The sequence below is a fragment of the Acidobacteriota bacterium genome (genome assembly GCA_016715115.1).
Taxonomy (GTDB): Bacteria; Acidobacteriota; Blastocatellia; order Pyrinomonadales; family Pyrinomonadaceae; genus JAFDVJ01.
This window is the reverse complement of the sequence record JADKBM010000004.1, coordinates 461,366-483,693: the sequence shown is the minus strand read 5'-3', so window position 1 is coordinate 483,693 and position 22,328 is coordinate 461,366. Positions and strand designations below refer to the sequence as shown.

The following is a 22,328-nucleotide window of genomic DNA, read 5'->3' as shown; positions in this document are numbered from 1 at the left end:
CACACGCGTTGGAGGAAGTTTTTAAGTATGATCACCACCAAAGAAAATCGTGAAAATCGCTTCAGCATTCGCGCGACGACTAAGCAAAAAGAATTGATTTCGCGTGCGGCGCAGCGGAGCAATAAGACTATCAGCGAATTTGTTTTAGAACACGCCGTCGAAGCCGCCGAAGCACTTGAAATGGACAACGCGAATTTTGTCGTCAGTCGTGAAAAATATGAGCAGTTTCTGGCAGCTCTCGATGACGACGAAGTTGTTCGTGCAGTGGATACGGTGAAAGATCTCAGGAAAGCGAAGAGTGCGGCGAAAGCGCAGTCGATCGCAGCCATTTTTGAAGTTCTGAGCAATGAAATTGCCCTCGAAGAGTGGCAGTTGCTCCCGCCGGACGGAGCGGAAAATCACGATCATTATCTCTACGGGTCGCCGAAAAAGAAAAAGTAAGCCTCAATGGAAAAGGTTTTTGCGGATGCATTTTTTTGGATCGCCCTCGCTAATCCCGGCGATCACTGGTACCACGCGGCGAAACGATTCAACGAGGAAAATCCTGAAATTTCGTTGGTAACAACCGAAGAAGTTCTGACTGAGTTTTTGAACTATTATTCCAACTCAGGAGAACGCCACCGAAGAATCGTCGGTGCGATGTGCCAGCAAGTCTCCGTTCATCCAAAAATCGAGGTCATCGAACAATCGCACCAATCGTTCGTCAGGGGTTTGGAATTGTATCGTATGCGCGACGACAAGGGTTACAGTTTGACCGATTGCATTTCGATGTCGATTATGAAAGAGATGGGGCTTCAAAGTGTCTTGACTCACGATAACCACTTCACGCAAGAGGGATTTACGACTCTACTTTGATTCACTTCCTTGCCCCGCATCGCGATCATCGCGTAACGGTATGAATATGACGAAGATATTATTCCTAACCGCAACAATTCTTTTAATTTTCTCGACTCAGGCTTTCGCACAAAGCAAAGATACGTTGCGAAGGCAGATCGAGGAGATAGTCTCGACAAAGAAGGCCGTTGTCGGGGTTTCGATCTCTGACGCGGGCGGAAAGAGCATTGTTCTGGTCAACGGTGACAAGCGATTTCCGATGCAGAGCGTTTTCAAGTTTCCCATCGGATTGAAGATGCTTGCTGAGATCGACAAAGGCACGTTCTCGCTCGATCAAAAGATCGAGATCAAGAAAAGCGAACTGTTGCCGGGACTTTACAGTCCGATCAGGGAAAAATACCCCGAAGGCACGACGCTTTCGGTCGCCGAGATTCTTGAATATACGGTTTCAATGAGCGACAACGTCGGCTGCGACGTGCTGCTGAAACTGGTCGGCGGACCGCTTGCGGTTGAAAACTACTTTGCCGGCAACAAGTTCGATAACATCTCGATCAAGATCAACGAAGAGGTGATGCAGGGAAATTGGAACCGGCAATTCGAGAACTGGACGACCCCGAAGGCCGCGGGCAATGTTCTGAGAGCCTTTTACGACAACAAAAGGAAACTGCTCTCGGCCAAAAGCCACGAGTTTATCTGGAGAGTGATGCGTGAAACGTCAACCGGCGCAAATCGTCTGAAAGGACAATTGCCGGCGGGAACCGTTGTCGCCCACAAAACGGGCTGGTCGGGAACGAATAAGGAATCCGGGATCACTGCCGCCGTCAACGATATCGGAATCGTCTTTTTGCCGAACGGAAAGCACTATTTCATCAGTGTTTTTGTTACGGAATCGAAGGAAGACTTCGCGGCGAACGAGAAGATAATCGCCGATATTTCCAAGGCCGCCTGGGATTATTTTCTGGCGAAAACGAAATAGTTTTGATCAATATGGCACAAAAGCTTTCTCCATTGATTCACGCTTCGGAGCTCGGATCGCTGAGCGATCCGGTCTTGATCGACGTCCGAACCGGACCCGATGCGCGCGACCGTTATGAGGCCGAACATCTCGCTGGAGCCCTGTTCGTTGATCTGAACACGGATCTCGCAGATATCAAGCCCGATCCGGCCGACGGCGGACGCCACCCGCTTCCTTCTGTCGGCGATTTTGCCGATTTGCTGCAAAGACTGGGAATTTCGCCTGAATGCCACGTGGTCGCATATGACGACAAAAGTGGTGCGAATGCCGCGGCCCGGTTTTGGTGGATGCTCCGCGCTGCCGGACACGAAAAAGTTCAGTTGTTGGACGGCGGATATGACGCGGCTGTCGATGCAGGCTTTCCAACCATTTCGGGCGATGAGACTTCGAACAGAGTCGGCGAGTACAAAATCGCAAATTGGAAACTCCCGGTCGCCGGTATTGATGAAGTTGAAAGAGCCAGACAAGTCGATAATTTTCTCGTGATCGATGTCAGAGAGAAGGATCGGTTTGACGGTCTGAGGGAACCGCTCGATCTGATCGCGGGGCATATTCCGGGTGCGGTCAACGTGCCGTTTGCTGAGAACCTTGACGATTACGGCTTTTTCCGGTCGCCCGAGGAATTACGTGAGAAATATGCGGAAATCGTGGCGGATCGGAAGCCATCCGATGTGATCGTACATTGCGGTTCAGGCGTTACCGCCTGCCATACGATCCTCGCCTTTGATTACGCGGGATTTGAGATTCCGAAACTCTACGTCGGTTCGTGGAGCGAGTGGTCACGCAGCGATCGCCCGCGGTCGCCACGCTCAATTGCCTAAGTCATTGGCGGGAACTCCGTCCGTTTTTGATGTAAGGAAGCAAGAACGATAAGAATCAACGCCCGCGGGGCTTTGTCTTCGAAGGCCATTTCGATTTCGCGTCGGCATCGGCAGCGGATGCAAAGGGCCCAGAACTTGCGCGCGAAAGGAAAAAACGACGAATCGTTGACGGAAGCGAAAGCGACTGTCTTTCTCGCACCGGATTCGGCGTATGAACAAACGGAGTTGGGAGATACGCTCAGAGTTGGGGCGCGATGACGAAGCAAAAGCCGAGTGTGCAAAGGCTATCAACTAAACCATCGAGCCGGAATTTCAGGCAGATACGATCAGCGCGATCGAGAGGATTCTTGCAGTGAGCAAGTAACGCGGATTTGTGCTATTAATATCGTCACCCGAATGTCATCACGGCCGACACAGCTGAGTCTGCGACGACTGGCGATCGTAATTTGTTTCGCCGTCGGCTTTTCGTCCGTCGTTTTCGCCCAACAATACGGATTTGATACCTGGACGACCGCCGACGGGTTGCCGCAGAACACGGTGACGGGCGTCGCGCAGACGCCTGACGGCTATCTGTGGCTTTCGACGTTCGACGGACTGGCCCGATTCGACGGCGTCAGGTTCACGATCTTCGACAAGGGCAACACGAAAGGCATTGCAAACAATCGGTTCTCAAGGCTTCTTGTCGACAAAGCAGGAACTATCTGGGCGGCGACCGAGAACGGCGCGGTCACGGTTTACCGCGAAGGCGTTTTCGCGACATATCAATCGCCTCAGACGTCGAGCAGCTCGGTATCGATCGTTCACGATGCCGACGGGAATGCCCTGATCGAAACCCTTGGCGGAAACTATTATCTCAAAGACGGTGAATTCGTGCCGGCCGCGGATCCCTACGAACCAAACGTCAAACGTATCTACGCGCCGAGATCCGGTGCGAAATGGATCTTCCGAACGGGCTCGGGCGAACGCGTTATCGACGGAAAGACTACACAGTATGCCATCAACCTGGCGCCTGAGTATCTGAATTCGAACGCCGGCTTTCGCTATCTTGAAGATGCCCGCGGCGCAATGTGGCTGGCGATCAAGGATAAGATCTATCGGCTCGCCGACGGAGCCGTTTCGGTCTTTACGGCCTCCGATATCCCGGCGCTCAACGATCTCACGCCGTACGTGATCTTCGATGATGCCGAGGGAAATGTCTGGTTCGTTTTTGGAAATCCGGACACGACGCGCGGTCTCGACTGGCAGTTGGTCAAGTTCGGCAGCGGGCAGTTCACCGCGTTCGATCTCGGCAAGTCGGTCAATGCGACACAGGGAATGGCCGACCGCGAAGGCAATTTCTGGGTGGCGACGACAGCCGGTTTGCGGCGTCTGCGGCCGCAGTTGGTCTCCACGCTTTCGACCAGGGACGGCCTCGTCAGCAACGAGGTGTATCCGCTGCTCGAAACCTCGAACGGAGATGTTCTTATCGGGTTGCCGCAGGGAGTGAATGTTTTTCGAAACGGTAAGATCATCGATCTGGGACTCAAATACTCGAACAAGTTTCCGCTTAATATGCGCGGTTTGTGGGAGGATCCTGAGCGGCGGGTCTGGCTCGGCTATCAAGGCGAGGGCGGTTTCGGACGGATGGGAAACGGCGACTCGTACAAGCGGATCGGGATCAGGGATCTGCCCAACGGCGCCACCGATTTTGCGTCCGACAGCTCGGGCAACGTCTGGATCGCCACCGAAGAAGGATTGCTCGAATTCAGGGACGACAAAGAGATCGCGCACCTCACGACCAAAGAAGGGCTGCACAACGACAGAATCATCACGCTTCATTTCGACCACCAACAAAACCTTTGGCTCGGGACCTATGACGGCCTGTCGCTTTTCAAGGACGGAAAATTCACCAACTTCGGCGACGACGAAAACAGTCCGAAAGGATTCGTGCGGGCGATCCACGAAGACGCGGACGGAGTCCTTTGGTTCGGAACCTACGGCGATGGACTGGTCCGTTACAAGGACGGGAGATTTTTCAATTACCGGGTCGAGCACGGACTATTCAACAACGGCGTCTTCGCGATCCTTGACGACGGCCGCGGCAACTTTTGGATGTCGAGCAATCGCGGGATCCATCGTGTCGCGATACAGGAACTGAACGACTTCGCCGATGGCAAGATCCCAAACCTGAACAGCGTTTCCTATGACGAAAAGGACGGAATGCTTAACGCCGAATGCAACGGCGGACGAATCCCGGCGGCCATCAAGACCCGGGATGGGAAGCTCTGGTTCGCGACGATGGGCGGCGTCGCGATCGTCGATCCGAGGGCCGAGCGTGTCAATCCGGCGCCGCCGCCGGTCGTCATCGAGGACATCGCGGTCGATCGCAAGGCCGCGTCGCCGAATTCCCGGTCGGAGTTCGAGATCGAACCTGATCAGACGTCGCTTGAGATCCGGTTCACCGGTTTGAGCCTCACAAAATCGGCCCAGACGAAATTCAGATACCGGCTCGAAGGATTTGAAGACAAGTGGGTCGAAGCCGGAACGACGCGAACCGCGAACTATTCATATCTGCCCGCCGGCAGCTACGCTTTCCGGGTCATCGCCGCCAATGCCAGCGGCGTGTGGAATACCGAAGGCGCGACGGTCACGATCGTCGTTCATCCGTATTTCTATCAGACGTTGTGGTTCCGCGTCCTGTTGGCCCTGGCAATCGCGCTTAGCGTCTGGCTGATCTATCAAAATCGGGTTTCGCATTTGAGAAAGGTCGCGGAGGCGAAGACCGTTTTTTCCAGGCAGTTGATCGAAAATCAGGAAGCGGAACGCAAGCGGATCGCCGCCGAACTCCACGACGGGCTCGGCCAGAATCTCGTCATCATCAAGAACCGCGCGATGCTCGGGATCAAGAAGGGCGGCGACCGTGAAAGAGCCGAAAGAGAGTTCGATCAGATCGCGGAATCGGCAACGCAGGCGCTCGAAGAGGTCCGCGAGATCACGAACAATCTCCGCCCACAACTTCTCGACCGGCTCGGTCTGACGAAGGCGATAAACTCGATGCTCAAGAGCGTCGAAGACGTCGTTGAGGTCGAAAGCGCGATCGATTCGGTCGACGGCGTTTTCTCCGAGAACGAGGAGATCTGCGTCTATCGGATCGTTCAGGAATCGCTCAACAACGTCCTCAAGCACGCGCACGCGACAAGAGTTTCGGTTATCATCGAACGAGCCGGGACGCTCGTGTCGATACGCATCAAGGACAACGGTCGGGGATTCGATCCGGCGGCGGCGAAAAACGGACTCGGACTTGTCGGACTGAAGGAGCGCACACTACTGCTGAACGGTGAATTGAAGATCGATTCGGCGATCGGCGAAGGCACCGGGATCGATGTCAGGATCCCGACGGGAATGGATTAATGGCAAACAAGACGATCATCATCGCTGACGACCATCCGATCGTGCGCAAGGGCCTGCGCGAGACGATCGAAGATGAGAGCGATTTTGTCGTCCTGGCTGAGGTCGGCAACGGACGTGAAGCGCTCAGTGCAATCGAGGAATTCGATCCGGCGGTGACGATCCTCGACGTCGATATGCCGGAAATGAACGGCTTTGAAGTCGCCCGCGAGATCAGATCGAGGAATTTGCGGACCGAGATCGTCTTTATGACGATGCACCGCAATGAAGACATATTCAACGAAGCGATCGACCTCGGCGCGAAGGGGTTTGTCCTCAAAGACAGCGCGTTGGGCGACATCGTTGATTGTCTCAAAGCGGTCGCCTCAAGCAGCTATTACACCAGCCACGCGTTGACTTCATTCCTCATCAACCGCAGCCGTAGGGCAATCAAACTTGCCGAGGCGCAACCGTCGATCAACGATCTGACACCGTCCGAGCGCCGTGTTCTCAAACTCATCGCGGAAGATCTGACAACAAAAGAGATCGCCGAACGGCTTTTCGTGAGTCCGCGGACGGTCGATAAGCACCGTGAGAACATCTGCCAGAAACTCGATCTTCACGGTGCCCATTCGCTCTACAAATTCGCGTTGCAGAACCGCTCGAAGCTGCTTTGAGAAGTTAGACATTCGCAATCAGATACCAATTCCCTCGTAAACGCCGATTATCTTTGCCGAAGAATCGCGGTTCCGATCGTTTCAAACGAGAGACGTGAAGTCGACGCGATTCCGGGTCCAATTTCAAATCTCACATCACTAGTGTCCAATTATAAGTCGAGTAGAGTCAACTGTTTAAGTAGTTGAAAAATGCGGTTTTGTCCAACGCGGAGATCGGCAGAATCTGGCAGCGCGCGTGATTCGAGAAACGATCGCAAATCGAAAATCGAAAATATCTCACATCTCAGATCCAAAACCTTCCCGGAAGATTCTGAAAATCTCAGATCTGAGATTTGGGATTACGGAGTCCCAACCGACTCGACGAGCCTGAGGTCCTTGCGTACGCAGGTTCGATTCGGTCGATAAATGCGTAATGGTACGTACGGCTTTCTCGTATGACTGCGTATTCAAGTGATCTTCCTATCATCATATTCTCCCATACGTAGCCGATCGTGTAATGAAGGTATTGATCGTTGACGACAATCAAAAGGTACGTGCGCTTCTGCGCGATTATCTCCCTGATTCGGTGAACGAGGTCCACGAATGTGCTGACGGGCTCCGGGCGCTCCCGGAATTCCGAAAGCATCTTCCTGACTGGGTTCTGATGGATTGGGAGATGCCGCGGCAGAACGGCATCAACGCGATTCGGCAGATCATCGCCGAATTTCCTGATGCGAGGATCTGCATGGTAACCGCGTTTGACGATGAGGAGATCCGCCGCGAAGCCTTCGCGGTCGGCGCGAGAGGCTTTGTCTTGAAGGATAACTTATTCGAACTGGAAGAAATTCTTGCGTGAGTATTGGGGCAATCGAAATGAAACACTTGAAGAACGATTTGTTGAAGGCCTTTTCGGGAACTTTCCTGGTAATGGGATTGCTGGCAATTTTGACATTGCTGTCGGGCAATTCCTTCGGGCAACGGGATCTGTCAGTGATCACAAAAGGCGCGGACCTTCCAAAGCTCAATTTGTCGGACGCCTGCCGCGTTTACAACTTCACTCTCACGACCGGAGATCTGGACGGAGCGGAAGCCGACGGCGATGTCTATGTCACGATCAACGGAGAGAACAAAAGCACCAGCAAGATCCTGGTATCCGGCGGCCTTTCGCTCAGACGGGACGATCAGAATCCGAATAGCGGCTGTCTCGATCTGAACACGAACACGCCTTCGATCGTCGTCACCTGGGGTAACGAGGGTTACTTCGCGGAAACCGACAAGGAGAATTGGATCGGGAAACATCAGCTTAACAACCCGTTCAAGCGTTTTTCGGCGATCCCGTTCAGAATCTATGCAAACGATGTCGGCAGAGTGACCTCGATCACGCTCCATCACGACAACTGGTATCCGAACTGGTTTCTCCAGCATTTGGATTTTTCGAGCGACGGCCGGGAAATCAACCGCGATGTCAACAGGTGGTTTCGGGCCGATACGCTCAATCAAACGTTTCAGGTTGACCCGAATCCGAATTTGACAGACTACCGGTTCAGCATCCAAACCGGCGATGTCTATTTCGGAGGAACGAATTCAAGCGTCTATATTCTGCTGAACGGCGATGGCGGTCAGGTCTTCAGCCAGTTGGATCTGGCCAAGATGATACCCGGGAATCCATTTGAGCGAAATCAAACAGACTTTGCCGGGCTCTATGACAAAGCTCCGATGGACATCCGAAGCATCACAGTAACGCTGCCGGCAGGAGGCAAATGGTTTCTGCACTCGATCAAGATCGAGAGTCCGAAGCTCGTTCGGCCTCTGTACTTTCGTCTCAACGATTGGATCGAAGGAGGAAAACCGGTCACGCTCAACCCGACCGGGGAAGTTTCGACCCGCAAGATCACTTTCAGAAATGAGGCCGGATACGTCGCCCGAATGATGGTTCAAATTGTCGAAAATGGACCGGGCGGCTTTCCGATTCCGAGACTTATCACTACGCCTGATATGCCCGTCGGACAAAACAGTTCCATCGAGATTCCGAACAACACGAAGGATCCGAAAGTATTTCTGATCGGCGTCGGTACCGTCAAGGAAACGTTCTATATCAGTGACTTTGCCGGCTATCTGACAAGTGATCCGTGTTTCAAAGCTTGGGGGACGATCTTCAGTCCGCAGGGCGGAACCTGCGACGGAAAGCCGGTCGCGACCTATGTCGTACCGCCGCCGGTCGTACCGAAGGTTCTGACCGCCGCCGAAGCGCAACAGCTCTGCCGCAATCAGTTGCAGGACATGAGAAATTCCCTTCCCAAGTACAAGAACTATTTCGATGAGAACATCGCGACCGGTCTGTGCAACGGCGGCAGTACGGAACTGAACACACGAGTCTTCTGTTACACGCTGAAGATCACTGAAATAACTCCGCCGAACGCGATCGCGGAATGCACGGGACGAATTCCGTTGGGATCGTCGCCGAAGATCAGCACTTCCGCCCCGATCACGTCAAATTCGAACGTCGCCCAAAACGAGCAGGATTGCTTCAATCAGGTTCAAAACAAGGTCGCGTACGATACGGCCGGAAACAAGGTTTGGAACGAGAACAACATCAAGAACCTCTGTCGCGGAACGACCGATCCCGCGGCCACGATTTCCTGTTTCAGCCAGAAGATGCCGCAGGTCGGCTGGTCGCAGGCGACTCAGGAATGTGCCGCACTCAGCTCATCACAAACCCAACGGGTCAACAAAATGCCCGTCCCGGATAGGCCGGTTTCCACGGGACTCAAGCTCGAAGGAGACTGGGAGATGTACAACGACAAAGGCGTCAAGTTCGACAAATTCGCCAAGATCTCACAAAGCGGCAGCAACTTGTCAATAAACAACGGTTACGGAACAAATTCAACGGCTGTGTTGAATGGCGCCACGATTACGACGTCAGACGGGCTGACCGGAACGGTCTCGGCCGACGGCACGCGGATCGACTGGAACATCAGGTTCTATTGGATCAGGCAGGCGTCCGTTCCGTCGACAAACACGTCCGGTCCCAAGATTCTGGGATCTGCGCGCGACGTTGACGCAAAGAACGGCGTCGTATTCATCATCGGGACAAACTCGGTTCCGGGCGGATACGGAATCTACCGGTTCAACGGCTCCGGCTGGACGCCGATCGACGGCGGCGCTGTGCGAATTGCGGTCGACAGCGCGGGAAATCCGTGGATCGTGAATTCGACCGGAGCGGTCTTCAGTCGAAACGGGGGCTCGTGGACCGAGATCCCGGGAATGAGAGACGCTCCGGCGGCCGATATCGCGGTCGCTGCGAACGGAGACGTCTGGGTCACGACGACAACCGGCTTGGTCGCACGCTGGACGGGTTCCGGATGGACTCCCGGACGCGCGCTCAGCGCCCGGCAGGTGATCGCCCTTCCGAATTCCAACACCGTTCAGATTGTCGAATACAGCGGCAAAAGGTGGACGAGAGAGTCCGACGACTCGTGGCTGATCGCCAGCGACCCGACGGGGATGGCCGGCAGATACGTCGAATTCGCCGTCGACTCCGACGGCACCCGCTGGGGAATCGACTCGTCGCTTAATCTGTGGAGATTGACAACCGGACAGTAGCAGTTTCGACATACGCCGAAATTCCGGAATCCAGGAGAAGAACAATGAACAAAATTGATCAAAGACCGCTTTTTTTCGACATTTTCAAGCTAATGTTGCCGCTTTTGGTACTGCTGTTCGCCCACGCGGCGGCAAACGCCCAGAACTATACGACCGAGGAACAGGATTGCTTCACTCTGGTGCAGGGTAGAGTCGCCTACGACAAACTCGGCAACAAGACGTGGAGCGAAAGCAACATTCGAAATCTTTGCCGCGGAACAACCAACCCCATTGAAACGATCAGTTGCTTTCGCGACAAAATCGCGGCCGGGACAGCCTGGAATGAAGCAATCCCGGCATGTTCGCCGTCCGCTTTGAAGCCGACTCCCTCCGGTCTGAGCGGGAATTGGGCGATGTATGACGGAAATGGATTGCCCTACGAAAAAGACGCAGTCATCACTCAAACGGGTTCGAGCGTCACTCTGAACAACGGTTACGGCAGCGAGGAAACCGTCGGTCTCGATGGATTCAAGCTCAACGTGCGGACGTGGAAACTGACGGGCACGATCAAATCCGACGGCTCGCGCATCGATTGGTCGAACGGCTTTTATTGGGTCAAGAAACAGTACACCAGGACGGAAGTACAAAACTCAGTCGACGACCGCACGTTGACTCTTCGAAACACGGGCGCGATCAACGCCACGATAAATCTTTACAGAGCCGACAGAAAGGTCTTCGATAACACGCCTGTGAAATCGATCAAATGGGTCGACGGCGGAGCCTCGCCGAGCGTCACCTTCGGAACGGCGATTCAACCCGGAACACAGCTTGAGGTCGAGATCACGATGAAGGTCGGCGGGTTGGGCGGGTTCTGGGATCTGCTGATTTATCGTGCGACCATCGCGGCGAACTCATCGAACCTCTGTTTTGAAGTTGGCGGAACGGCCTATAAGCCGACCGCAAAGCCGTGCGCCACCACGCAGGCGGTCGAAGCTGATTACGTAACCTTCAGAAATGAGGTCGGTATCCTGTCGTATATGAAACTCGATTATACGCAGATCACAAGCGATACGGACACCGCCAAAAAAGCGATAAGAACCGACGACACCGTGTTGGGAATGGAACGAAAGGTCTATCGTCCCCGCGACGCGGCCAATGGAGCGATGACATTGACGATCAACGGCGTCACCGCCGACGAGCCTAAATTGAAAGAAATCCGTTTAGGAGTTGGCGACCTTTTTTCGGGATGCTACAAGGTTTGGGGAAGTGCCATCACACCCAAAGTGAGCCCCTGTTCGATCAGCAGTTCGGCCCGAACCATCAAGTTCTGGAACAACTCGGGAACTACCGCGAAGCTGGTGGCCATTTACGACCAGAACAAAAAGGTTTCAACCAACGACATTGAGGTAACGCAGACAGAGTCAATCGAAATTCCGATCGGCGTTTCGAAATCTCCCGTTTCAGTAGAAATCTGGGCGTACGGCATCGATCGAACCCGAAGGCTGGTGACAACGATGACCGCGTCCGGTTCTTTCACCGGAGAACTCTGCTACAAGATTGAAGGAACATCCATCAGTCCAAATGCTTCGACCTGTGATGATGTCGTCGGCGACACTTCGGTCGAGACGCGGCTGATCAGATTTCAGAACGAAGCGGGTTACGATGCCCAGATGATCGTCACTTACTTTGTCGATGAGGTGATCGGCGGCCAAAAGATCCCGATGGCGAAAACGGTTTCGACCGGAATGATCAACGGGCTTGGAGGCAAACTCCGATTGTTGGCGATCCCGAAAGTCGTTTCTCAAGGGATGCAGATCACAATCGCGATTCAAGGAAGTACCACCGTGAAAAATGACATCTGGTCGACGACGCTTCCCGGAAATTTCGCCGACAACCCGCAGCCTTGTTTCAAGGTTTGGGGAACGCTCTTCGATCCGCAAGGCGGAAAATGCGCTCCGTAGATAAAGCGACGCGGCGCGGAGGATTCGATCTCTTCGCGCCGTGTGGCATAATTCGGGTGTCGCCGAAGACTGTCGAATTCGGGCGAAATCTGAATTATGAGCCTCCGTCACCTGATCACTGAACTTGTCGAATTCAACTGCTGGGCCAACGGACTGTATCTTGATTGGCTCGCTCAGCAGCCGGACGAGGTGCTTGCGCGTGAAATTCAGTCGAGCTGTCCGAGCATCATTAAAACGCTCAAACATATTTGGGAAGCGCAGGAATACTGGTACGGAGTCGTCGCCGAAACCGAGGATTTCGTCAGGGTTTGGGAGATCGAAGATCCGACTCGCGCGATGATCTGCGTGGGTCTCGGATCGAATTCGCTGAAGCTCGCAGAATTTGTGAAGACTCTGTCCGACGACGATCTTTCAAAGCGCCTGCGGATCGACAATGACTGGCTGAATTGTGATCTCAGAAAATACGAGTATCTGCAGCAGGTCGTCCATCACGCAACCTATCATCGCGGCCAGATCGTGACGATGGCGCACAACCTCGGCATCTCCGGCGCGCCCGCGACGGACTTCTTGATCCGGGCGACTCGGATCGATCCGACTTAAGATCGATATTCAGACCACAAAGCACTTATCGGAACGACAAACAAGTCTCTTCCGATTGAAAAGAATTGATTTCCGGTGTAGAGGATTATTTCGCGTTTGAATTTGTTTGGCAGAGAATCTGCGAGCAACTCCAGGCCGGATTTTGTCGTAATTCTTATTTGACTTGTTCCGATCCCGGTCATCTGTCCTATCAGAAGCAAGATCGCCAGGAGTAAATTGGTTGCAAATTTGATATTCATCAATCCCTTGAAAATGGAAGTTACGCTTGAAATCCGACCCTTCGCCGTCGATCCGCCGTATCGAGCGTTCGCCCTTTGGTTATCACGAATCTCACTTACCTAAATCCGCCAACCGGCAAATAAATCCCCAACCGCCGCCGAGTTCACTGACCGCCAACACAAGCTCGTTTTCTCCTTTTTTCAATGGAAGGTAAAGCGCGTCGTTTTCCGAGTCCATAATTCCCAAAAACCCGGGGTCGCGAAAATTTTGCGCGCTGCGTCCTCGATAGAGAATTTTGCCGTTTAGGAAAACACTGACATCGTCGCTATAACCTATGTAAAGCTTCTTGATCTGGTCGCTCGCAGATTGAACGTTGGTTCGCGCATAAACGACCCTCATTCCGGGTTGCGGATCCAGCCGCTTTGACCAGTCGCCGGCAAACGTGACCCGCGGATGCGGGCTTTCAAGATAGCGATTGATGGCGACGATGCCCGGTGCTTCGGCCTCCACTTCCTGCCAGTTGATGGCCTCGCGCTCCGTTTGCGTAAGTGGATGTTCGAGATTTCGTGCCAGTGCATCGAACGACGGCGACAGGCTCCATTTGGTCAAAGTTCCCGCGGGCATCGGCGGCAAATTACGTCTCCAAAGCGTGGGAGAAGTTTCGCGAATCTCAAAGTTTGAGAAATATGTCGCGCCGGTCAGGACAGCCAGCGCAATTTGTCCTTTTTGGACTCCCGTTTTCAAATCGTCCATCACAAGCGATGGCTTGTTCATATCTTTGACAAAAAGTTTCGCCTGCGCTCCCGCGACTTCGAGCCGCAGATGAAACCATTCGTTTTTCGGAATTTCGACAGCGCCCGTGAATCCCTGACCGCTGTATATCTGCCAGTTCAGTCCGGTATTGAGAATAGGTGTGTATTGCATCGCATCGGGCTGACCTGATTTATGTTGTCGAAGATAAACCCATTCGCCATTGTTGCCGTCCCGCGTGATTCGAAATTGAGGTCCGAAAAATCCGCGACTTGCCGGAGTTGCAACATCAACGTCGATCACGCCGTCGCGCATCTCAAGATCTTTCAGCACCGCCGCCCCGCCATTCAGAAAGATACTTTCGCGCCCCAGATATTCGGTCACTTTGGCTTGTCCCTGAAACTCCCAACGCGGCGAATCGGGCGGAATCGAAGACGATTGTTGACCAAGGACTACGTTGGACGCAGTCAAAAACAGGAGCCAAACGATGAATGCAACTGCCGATTTCATAAGTTCCTCATTTCCGAATCCAACCGTATTGCGTGTTCGACGGACTCGCGCCTTGAGCTTGATATTGCGCCTTTAACTTCGTCACGTGATCCGTCGGGATCGCGTTCATTTTCGCCTTGACGTCGATGCCGTAAACTCTGGCCGAATTCAAGCCGAAGATCTTTGCTTTTACTTTGTCCGTCAACGGCTTGAACTTAAATCTTCGCTGGAGATCCTCCGGCATTTGCAGTCGCCGGAATGCCTCGATCTGCCATTGCGGACTGCCCCACCAGATCGAGTCCGTTCCCCACAAAACGTGTTCTTCGCCAAACGCCTGGATCATCAAACCGAGCATATAGGCGCAAAGTTTCGGCTGTGTGATCACGGTCATTCCAAATGTCGTTCCCAGATCCATATAGACGTTCTTCATACGTGGGTTTCGTTTTCGCATCTCGCAAAGATCAGTTATCCAAGGGATATTGGTCACGGTTTTGAAATCGTCTTCGACTGCCGGCAACGCGTCGCGGACGCCTTTGAATCCGGCGTGGTAAATCAGAAAATTCAAATCGGGAAAGTCCTTCGCGGCTTTTTCGACATCGCGCGGGCTTGAATGTTCCAATTCCCAGCCCGGCAGAGGCAAACCTTTGTGGACGCAAATATTCCTGATCCCGATCTTGCGGGAGTACTCATAAAAGGGATAAGCGATCTTCTCATCGTCCATCCACCAGCCGACGCTGCCATCCGCCAGAGGCTGTCCCGGATAGCCTTTCCATGCTTCAGGTTTCAATTGCTCGAACTGTCGGGCCATTGATTCAAGCTGAGATCTGCCCAGATCCGGCGAAAAAGTCCCGTGCGAAAGCAGTCGTTTCGAATTCGCCAAACCGTTGATTTCGGCGCGCGTTTCAAACATCTCGGACGGCGTAAGCACATTCTGGTCGTCGGTTTTCGCCGGAAGTCCTGTGATCACGGCCATCGAAGTATCTGAATCGAAAAACATCTCCTTGATGTAGTTCGCCAAATACAGGTCTTCCCATTTGTGCTCTTTACCGACGAGACTCGTATTGCCCCAGGCGCCTCCCGCGTTCCGATAGCCCGGGATCAGCGGTGGCGTTTGGATGATCTTGTTTGCGCCAACGTGGTGAGTGTGAATATCGAAGATAAAGGGGCGTTTCGGGAACTTCTCGTCGCTGCTGCGGGGTTCGTAGAGCTCGCTTTGCGAAACATCGAAATAATTCCCGAAAACCTCATTCATCGCCAGGAACGCCGCGGCCATTCCGCCGGCGCCCGCGAGAAACTTACGTCGTGAGATCCCGAGACGCGAGCTGCTCGTATTCGCGATCTCGATCAGGCGCTGCTCGACGCGTTTCTGTTCAACGGTCTGATCCGGCGGGGCAAATTCCTCGGTTGAAATGATCTGCGTCGGTATCGGCAGATTATTTTGGTCAACATCGCATTTCTGAATCCATTTTCGCTTCATAAACAATGATTCGCCCTAGTTCAAAAAAGCCTTAAACCAACGGACGGCCTCGCGGTCTCTTTCCGCTTGGTTTTTTCTCAGAATATGGTCACAGTTTGGCTGAAAATACCATTTGCAGAGATCATCAGTGCACTTGCGACGATCAAAAACTACAACCGTTGCCTCAAATGCGGGGTCGCGGCTCGGTCGAGCACATTCGGCGTTGATTTCCGAAACAATTCTTCAGGATCTCGCGCCCGTGACTGAAACTTGCACCAGTCTTACCGAAAACTCGCCGTCTCGACAATTGGTTTGTGATAAACCGCATATTTGCGGGGTAAGGCGAATGCAAATCAGTTTTGGGGAAGTATGGAAAAACGAAGGCCTGAGATGAAAGGGAGTTGATGCCGCCTCTTGAACAAATAGCCAAACAATTCCCGAAGGCGGGAAACAACATCTTCGATCTAGCGATTGATGAAAGCGTTGTAGGCGTTTATCGCTTCGGGGCTTTCAAACAACGCCGTGTGGCCGGCATTGGCGATCTCGACGATCTGTCGGTTCTGGCAATTGGTGCAGTCGGTGACTTGTTGTTTGAAGGTTGGCCACGAAGCCAGTTGGATCGGCGAGTCCTGCAAACCCTGGACGAAGAGGATGTCGGATCTGTAGCCTTCCGTAAAGCTCAGAAGCGATCTTGCCATATAAGCCGCAGGATTGTTGACCGTTGTTCCGTAAGTCTGTCTCAAAGTCGCGCAAACGGCGCTCGGCGGGGCTTGGCCGTTTTCTTCAAGTCCGCAACGATAAACCAGATTGAGCGGTCCCGGACCGTTGGATATCACGCCGTCGGTAGCGTGCATCGTGTTCAGTCGGGTGACCATATATCCGCCCTGTGAATGGCCGATCAGAAAGATCTTCCTGACCTTTCGTTTCAGTTCTTTTCTGCTTTTTTCCTTGACCCAGAGCAAAGCGGCTTCGGCTTCGGCAATGCTGTCGCCCATCAGCCGACCTTCCTGAGGATAGGCCACGCTGACGATCATCATATCCGTTCGATTCGTGATTTCCTTGGTTCGCTGGAGGATATTCCTCGCCGCCGGAAGCGTTTGATCGTCCGTCGCAACCGTTCCGGGAAAGGCGATCAAAACATCGACAAAATAGTTCGCAGGCTTGTCGATGACGACATCCACGCTGACGTTGTTGTAGGTAATTCGCCTGACCTCTTGCGCGTTGTGCGAAACGGCAAAAAGCAAAATGCTGAAAAGCGTGGCGATCATTATCGAAAATCCGGCTCTCATATTCTTGGCTCTTAGTATATATTACGACGCAAACCTTTCGGGAAAAGCCGAAAGAGTTTCGCGAGAACGTCGGCGAGTCCGCGTGTTTCACGCGCCCGCTTGAATCCTTCGCGGCTCGTTCGTGTGCTCCGCACACTGAGTTTCTTCCGACAAACTCCTTGAATCCGGAATCTTGATATTGTCGGTTCCGGTGAGCGTCTATGTTTTCTTTGTTGCTCCGCAATCTGGTCTTCACGATCTTGCAGCCGGGACTGGTTGCAGGATTGATCCCGTATCTTTTGCTCAGGATCGAAGGCAAACCGTATCTGCCGGATGGCTGGGGATCTTGGCAGTTTTCCGGAGTTGCGTTAATGATCCTCGGCTTTTCGTTGATGGTGACCTGCATTCTGCAGTTCGCTGTCGATGGCAAAGGGACCTTGTCGCCTCTTGACCCGACGAAGAACCTGGTCGTCAGAGGCTTCTACCGGTATTCCCGAAACCCGATGTATGTCGGGGTGATTCTGTTGTTGATGGGTGAAGTCCTGTTTCATCGATCGTTCGTGTTGGCCGGCTACTCCGCGGTCGTCTTCACCGGCTTCAATCTCTTCATCGTTTTCCACGAAGAACCGCGTTTGAAACGGGAATTCGGGAACGATTGGGATGATTACAGGAAGCGGGTCAGGCGTTGGTTTTGACTTGGGCGTCCAAAGCACAAGCATCGGGTCTTACGAATAGATTGAAGAACTGGGGCGTGATCCGGGATCGTCGCCCGGCACATTGAATTCCTGTTGACAAACTATATCCGTCACGGATATAGTGTTTTATGCTCGACGGAAACAACAAAGCTGTGCTGACTCCCGCTGTGTTTCATATACTGCTTGCACTTTCGGTCGGAGAAATGCACGGTTACGGCATTATGAAGCAGGTCAGGGAAGATTCAAAAGGAAACGTGAAGATGGGCGCCGGGACGCTTTACGGATCGCTCAAACGGATGCTCGACGCGGGGCTGATCGAAGAGAGCGGCAAACGGATCGATCCGGCAATGGACGACGAACGGCGGATCTATTATCGAATCAACGGGTTCGGCGAAAAGGCGCTCGCTGACGAGCTTGATCGTTTCAGTGGCATCGTATCGCTCGCGCGCGATCTGAACCTGCTTCCGAAGAGTTTCGTTTATGAGGGTTGACGAGAGGAAGACCGTTGCCGCTTACGGATACCTGCTTGGGCTTTACCCGCGGACGTTTAGAGAACGGATGGGCGAATCGATGCTTCAGACGTTTCGCGACCTGTGCCGCGAACAGCGATCGGCCATCGGCTATATTCCGATCGGATTTCTTCTGTCGACATTTGCCGAAACATCGGCCGGAGTTTTCAAAGAGCGCATTCTGGACGTGATCGTCACGGTTATGAACAACGCTTTTCTTCGAATCTCGGTGTCGGTGTTGATCGGGCTTGTCGCGACCCTTCCGTTCGTCGTGACGGAATACATTTACTCCGGCGGATATCCGGCGGGCATTCCGTTCGCGATCTTCAATGTTCTCTGGCTTGAGGCTTCGATTTTCACGTACCTCGCGATCTCTTTGTTCCGCACGCCCCGCACGGGTCCGGTGTCGGATTGGATTTTTCCATTGTTGCTGAAATCGCTCGGCTTGGTCATCATTATGTCATCGTGGACGTTCGTCGTTGCCGATCAGTTGCCGTGTTTCCTTGGCGGGAAAGGATGTTGAAGCCGACGTTGAGCCACGCCAACGCGTAAGTGTAACGCGTCCACGCGTGACCCCGACGTTGAGCCACGCCAACGCGTAAGAGTAACGCGTTCACGCGTGACCCCGACGTTGAGCCACGCTAACGCTAGTCACGCCTAAAGGCGTTACTCTTACGAATTGCGTAGTTCTGATATCATTGAAGTCAATCCGTGACCGACAACCAGACGATATACGAGATAAATCAAAACCCCGGGCTTCTGAAAACGTGGCGCGACCTCACCCCCGAACAGAAGCGCGAGGTCCTCAAGGACTGCGCGGCGGCCGGCCCGAAAGACATCGAACGCATTATGCGCGGCGTCATCGAAGGCCAGCGAAGACTCTTTTAGCTTAGTGCAAAGTGCAGAGTGCAAAGTGCATAGTGACCGGCACTCTGCACTCTGCACTATGCACTCTGCATTCTGCACTTTGCACTATCTCAAAAATCCCCGTTTCTTCATCAGCGCGTCGACTTGCGGGTCGCGGCCGCGGAATTTGCGGTAGGCTTCGGCCGGGTCCATCGTGTTGCCGACCGAGAATATATAACGAGTCAGCCGCGCCGCGACCTTTTTGTCATACGGCCCCTTTCCCTCTGTGAACGCGCCGTAGGCGTCCGCCGTCAAAACGTCTGACCACAGATAACTGTAGTAGCCCGCCGAATAGCTGTCCGACGAGAAGACGTGGCCGAACTGCGGCGTCCGGTGACGCATCACGATCTCGCGCGGCATCCCCAATTGCGCCAGCGTCTCGCGTTCAAAAGCGTCGGCGTCGATCGTCTGCGATCCCGCGAGATGCAGTTTCATATCGACCAGCGCGCTCGCCAGATACTCGACCGTCGCGAAGCCCTGATTGAACGTCGTCGTCTTTTTGATCTTGTCGACCAGCGCCTGCGGGATCGGCTTGCCGGTCTCGTAATGGAGCGCGAATTTCGACAAAACTTCCGGCGTCGAGAGCCAATGCTCCATCAGCTGCGACGGAAATTCGACGTAATCGCGCGCGACCGCCGTCCCCGACAGCGACGGATACGTCACGTTCGACGAAAGCCCGTGGAGAGCGTGGCCGAATTCGTGAAACAGCGTCAGCGCGTCGTCCCAGGAGATCAGGACGGGTTCGCCGGGTTTTCCTTTGACGAAATTCGAGTTGTTCGAAACGATCGTCGTCACCGGACGGTCCATCTTCTCCTGGCTGCGGTAAGCGTTCATCCACGCGCCCGAACGCTTGCCCGTACGCGCATACGGGTCGAAGTACCAAAGCCCGATGTAACGGCCCGATTTCTTGTCCGTCACCTTCCAGACGCGCACGTCCGGGTGATTGACCGGAACGTCCGTGACGGGCGCGAAGTTGAATCCGAACAGTTCGCCCGCGACCCAGAACATTCCCTCGCGCATCTTTTCGAGCTGCATATAGGGCTTGATCTCGTTCTGGTCGAGGTCGTAGCGTTCCTTGCGGACCTTCTCCATATAGTAGCGGTAGTCCCAGGGCTCGATCGTGATCTTCGCTCCCGAGCGGTCGGCGAGCGCCTGCATATCGGCGACCTCTTCCTTGACGCGTCCGACGGCCGGTTTCCAGACCGCTTCCATCAACTCCATCGCGCGCTCGGGCGTTTTCGCCATCGCATTATCGAGCCGCCAATGGGCGTGCGTCGCGAAACCGAGCAGTTTCGCGCGTTCGGCGCGCAGCTGCAGCGTTTGCGGAATGATCGCGTTGTTGTCGTTCTTGTCGCCGTTGTCGCCGCGGTTAACGAACATCCGCCAGACCTTCTCGCGCAGATCGCGACGGTCGGAATAGGTCAGGAACGGATCGACCGACGAACGCGTGTTGGCGATCGCCCACTTGCCCTTCATTCCCTTGGATTCGGCGGTCGCCGCCGCCGCGTCGCGCAAAGACTGCGGCAGTCCCGCGAGGTCCGCTTCGGAGCCGAGTTCGACAAAGGGATCATTCTCGTCGGCCAGCAGATTCTGGCTGAACCGCGTGTAGAGTCCCGCGAGCGACTGGTTGATCTCCGAAAGACGTTTCTTTTCGGTCTCGCCGAGTTTCGCGCCGGCGCGGACGAAGTTCGTGTAATAGCGCCACGTAAGGCGCTGCTGCTCCGGCGTCAATTTGGATTTCTTCGGCGAGTTGTAAACCGCCTCGATCCGTTTGAAGAGCGCGGAATTCTGGGTGATCTTGTCGTTGAACGCGGCGAGTTTCGGCCCCATTTCGCGTTCGACGGCGCGAAGTTCGGGCGTGCTCATCACGCTCGTCCAGACGTTGTAGATCGACCCGACGCGGTCGAGCATCGCCCCGGCGCGCTCCATCTGGGCGATCGTATTCTCGAACGTCGGCGCGGCGGCCGAATTCGCGATCGCGTCGATCTCCTTCAGGTTCTCGGCCATCGCCGTCTCGAGCGCCGGCTTGAAATCGGCGACCTTCACCTTGTCAAACGCCGGAACGCCGCCGTAATTTCCGGTCCATTCCGCCAGCAGCGGATTCGTCTCCGCCGCCTGAACCCGTTTTTCGATTCTGAATTCGTTCATCACAAAAGCCATCGAGAGAAAAGTAAAAACAACGACAAAAACTCTTTTCATAAAAACTCCTTTTGATCAGCCGCCCCGACTCTTGTTCGATGCCCGGGCCTATTTTGAATTTGTATGGATAATTTTACCACGCGCCCCGCCGCAACGGTAACGCCTTCCGCCCCGCGGCTTGCCGCCCGGATGTGCGGCTTGCGGCCCGGAGATGCGGCTTGCCGCTCTGCTCCTTTCTGCGGCTTGCCGCCCGGATGTGCGGAAAAGCTCGGCTTTTCCGGGCCAGTCCCCAAACCACAAAAGCGGCTATGCCGCCGTCTCAAGGCATATCGACCCGGAGAGGCTCATTTTCAAGGGGTTTTCGCTGCCAGATCCGTGCGCTTGAATATAGATAATCCTCTGCGCGTTCGACCAATCCGGCCCGAACCGGATTCTGATGGATGTAGTTCACTTTTTGCATCATCGTCTTCTCGTTGTTGATCGAAAACGCATTCGGGTGATGATCCCATAACGAATACCGATGATTCCGACGCCGCTTTTCTTGTCTGAGTTTCAAGAGCGAAGTCTCGAAACTGCCATTCTTGAGGTGGTCTATCACGCGCCTTGCGGTGACGCCGTTGAAATATCTTTGCGTGTCTGCGACCTTGCGGGAACCGTCGGTGATCAGATGCATATGGTCGGGCATAATAACGTAGGCATGAATTTTGACGCCGGAAGACGTCCGGGCCTCGTCAAGAGCCTTGGCAACGATACCCTTGATCTTGTCGGTTCGAGAAACCGGAAGTCGGTCCTTGGTGACGGACGTCAAATAGTGCAGCGGACTATCGATTGAGATTTTCATTTTATGAGATCCTTGAGTTTGGCGGCGCAGCCGCTGAGGTTAATGGTGCCGCCGGGAAAAGCAGAGCTTTTCCGCACATCCGGGCGGCAAGCCGCAAAGAGGAGAATTTTGAGTTTTCCGAGGTTAAAGGAAAAAATAACCGAGTGCAAGCGATTTTATTACTTTACGATTGATATCATTTGCCAAAAACAGCGGCTTGCCGCCCGGATGTGAGGAAAAGC

Annotated in this window: 20 protein-coding genes; 15 read left to right on the top strand and 5 right to left on the bottom strand. The window is 54.0% G+C overall.

The annotated features are described in order from the left end of the window. Positions 1–27: 27 nt before the first annotated feature. The 10 genes from IPN69_04355 (at position 28) to IPN69_04310 (ending at position 12,835) form a co-directional block, all read left to right on the top strand. The gene (locus IPN69_04355; GenBank protein ID MBK8809946.1) at positions 28–441 is read left to right on the top strand and encodes a DUF1778 domain-containing protein; all 414 of its coding nucleotides are present in this window, start codon (positions 28–30) and stop codon (positions 439–441) included. A 6-nt stretch (positions 442–447) separates the two neighbouring features. After that, positions 448–855 carry a PIN domain-containing protein gene (locus tag IPN69_04350; protein ID MBK8809945.1) on the top strand — a complete coding sequence of 136 codons (408 nt, stop codon included), beginning with the start codon at positions 448–450 and terminating at the stop codon, positions 853–855. A 40-nt stretch (positions 856–895) separates the two neighbouring features. After that, the gene (gene bla, locus IPN69_04345; GenBank protein ID MBK8809944.1) at positions 896–1,810 is read left to right on the top strand and encodes a class A beta-lactamase, subclass A2; all 915 of its coding nucleotides are present in this window, start codon (positions 896–898) and stop codon (positions 1,808–1,810) included. Positions 1,811–1,821: 11 nt separating this feature from the next. Beyond that, positions 1,822–2,670: a sulfurtransferase gene (locus IPN69_04340; GenBank protein ID MBK8809943.1), complete on the top strand. Its 849-nt coding sequence runs from the start codon at positions 1,822–1,824 to the stop codon at positions 2,668–2,670. A gap of 396 nt (positions 2,671–3,066) precedes the next feature. After that, entirely contained in the window at positions 3,067–6,060 is a 2,994-nt protein-coding gene (locus tag IPN69_04335) for a hypothetical protein (protein MBK8809942.1), read from the top strand. Next, on the top strand, positions 6,060–6,713 hold the full coding sequence (locus tag IPN69_04330; GenBank protein MBK8809941.1) for a response regulator transcription factor: 654 nt from the start codon (positions 6,060–6,062) through the stop codon (positions 6,711–6,713). Before IPN69_04335 ends, IPN69_04330 begins: the two co-directional genes overlap by 1 nt. Positions 6,714–7,209: 496 nt before the next feature. After that, on the top strand, positions 7,210–7,548 hold the full coding sequence (locus IPN69_04325) for a response regulator transcription factor (protein ID MBK8809940.1): 339 nt from the start codon (positions 7,210–7,212) through the stop codon (positions 7,546–7,548). A 17-nt stretch (positions 7,549–7,565) separates the two neighbouring features. Beyond that, entirely contained in the window at positions 7,566–10,295 is a 2,730-nt protein-coding gene (locus IPN69_04320; protein ID MBK8809939.1) for a hypothetical protein, read from the top strand. Positions 10,296–10,339: 44 nt separating this feature from the next. Next, on the top strand, positions 10,340–12,235 hold the full coding sequence (locus IPN69_04315; GenBank protein ID MBK8809938.1) for a hypothetical protein: 1,896 nt from the start codon (positions 10,340–10,342) through the stop codon (positions 12,233–12,235). Between the two features lie 96 nt (positions 12,236–12,331). Beyond that, entirely contained in the window at positions 12,332–12,835 is a 504-nt protein-coding gene (locus IPN69_04310; GenBank protein ID MBK8809937.1) for a damage-inducible protein DinB, read from the top strand. A gap of 330 nt (positions 12,836–13,165) precedes the next feature. Here the strand turns inward: IPN69_04310 and IPN69_04305 are convergent, their stop codons facing one another. The 3 genes from IPN69_04305 to IPN69_04295 all read right to left on the bottom strand — a co-directional run bounded on the left by IPN69_04305 (position 13,166) and on the right by IPN69_04295 (position 17,038). Beyond that, complete coding sequence (locus IPN69_04305; protein MBK8809936.1) at positions 13,166–14,314, bottom strand: hypothetical protein; 1,149 nt, start codon at positions 14,312–14,314, stop codon at positions 13,166–13,168. Between the two features lie 7 nt (positions 14,315–14,321). Next, the gene (locus IPN69_04300) at positions 14,322–15,770 is read right to left on the bottom strand and encodes an amidohydrolase family protein (protein MBK8809935.1); all 1,449 of its coding nucleotides are present in this window, start codon (positions 15,768–15,770) and stop codon (positions 14,322–14,324) included. A gap of 443 nt (positions 15,771–16,213) precedes the next feature. Further along, complete coding sequence (locus tag IPN69_04295; GenBank protein ID MBK8809934.1) at positions 16,214–17,038, bottom strand: alpha/beta hydrolase fold domain-containing protein; 825 nt, start codon at positions 17,036–17,038, stop codon at positions 16,214–16,216. A gap of 200 nt (positions 17,039–17,238) precedes the next feature. Between IPN69_04295 and IPN69_04290 the strand changes: the two genes are divergently transcribed. The 4 genes from IPN69_04290 (at position 17,239) to IPN69_04275 (ending at position 19,109) form a co-directional block, all read left to right on the top strand. Then, the gene (locus tag IPN69_04290) at positions 17,239–17,712 is read left to right on the top strand and encodes an isoprenylcysteine carboxylmethyltransferase family protein (protein MBK8809933.1); all 474 of its coding nucleotides are present in this window, start codon (positions 17,239–17,241) and stop codon (positions 17,710–17,712) included. A 128-nt stretch (positions 17,713–17,840) separates the two neighbouring features. After that, positions 17,841–18,203 carry a PadR family transcriptional regulator gene (locus tag IPN69_04285; GenBank protein MBK8809932.1) on the top strand — a complete coding sequence of 121 codons (363 nt, stop codon included), beginning with the start codon at positions 17,841–17,843 and terminating at the stop codon, positions 18,201–18,203. Then, complete coding sequence (locus IPN69_04280) at positions 18,193–18,744, top strand: hypothetical protein (protein MBK8809931.1); 552 nt, start codon at positions 18,193–18,195, stop codon at positions 18,742–18,744. Before IPN69_04285 ends, IPN69_04280 begins: the two co-directional genes overlap by 11 nt. Before the next feature lie 188 nt (positions 18,745–18,932). Further along, on the top strand, positions 18,933–19,109 hold the full coding sequence (locus IPN69_04275; GenBank protein MBK8809930.1) for a hypothetical protein: 177 nt from the start codon (positions 18,933–18,935) through the stop codon (positions 19,107–19,109). 84 nt (positions 19,110–19,193) lie between these two features. Here the strand turns inward: IPN69_04275 and IPN69_04270 are convergent, their stop codons facing one another. Further along, positions 19,194–21,287: a M3 family metallopeptidase gene (locus tag IPN69_04270; GenBank protein MBK8809929.1), complete on the bottom strand. Its 2,094-nt coding sequence runs from the start codon at positions 21,285–21,287 to the stop codon at positions 19,194–19,196. Positions 21,288–21,585: 298 nt separating this feature from the next. Continuing rightward, entirely contained in the window at positions 21,586–22,107 is a 522-nt protein-coding gene (locus IPN69_04265) for a transposase (GenBank protein MBK8809928.1), read from the bottom strand. Between IPN69_04265 and IPN69_04260 the strand changes: the two genes are divergently transcribed. Then, entirely contained in the window at positions 22,095–22,280 is a 186-nt protein-coding gene (locus IPN69_04260; protein ID MBK8809927.1) for a hypothetical protein, read from the top strand. The genes IPN69_04265 and IPN69_04260 overlap by 13 nt on opposite strands. Positions 22,281–22,328 lie beyond the last annotated feature (48 nt).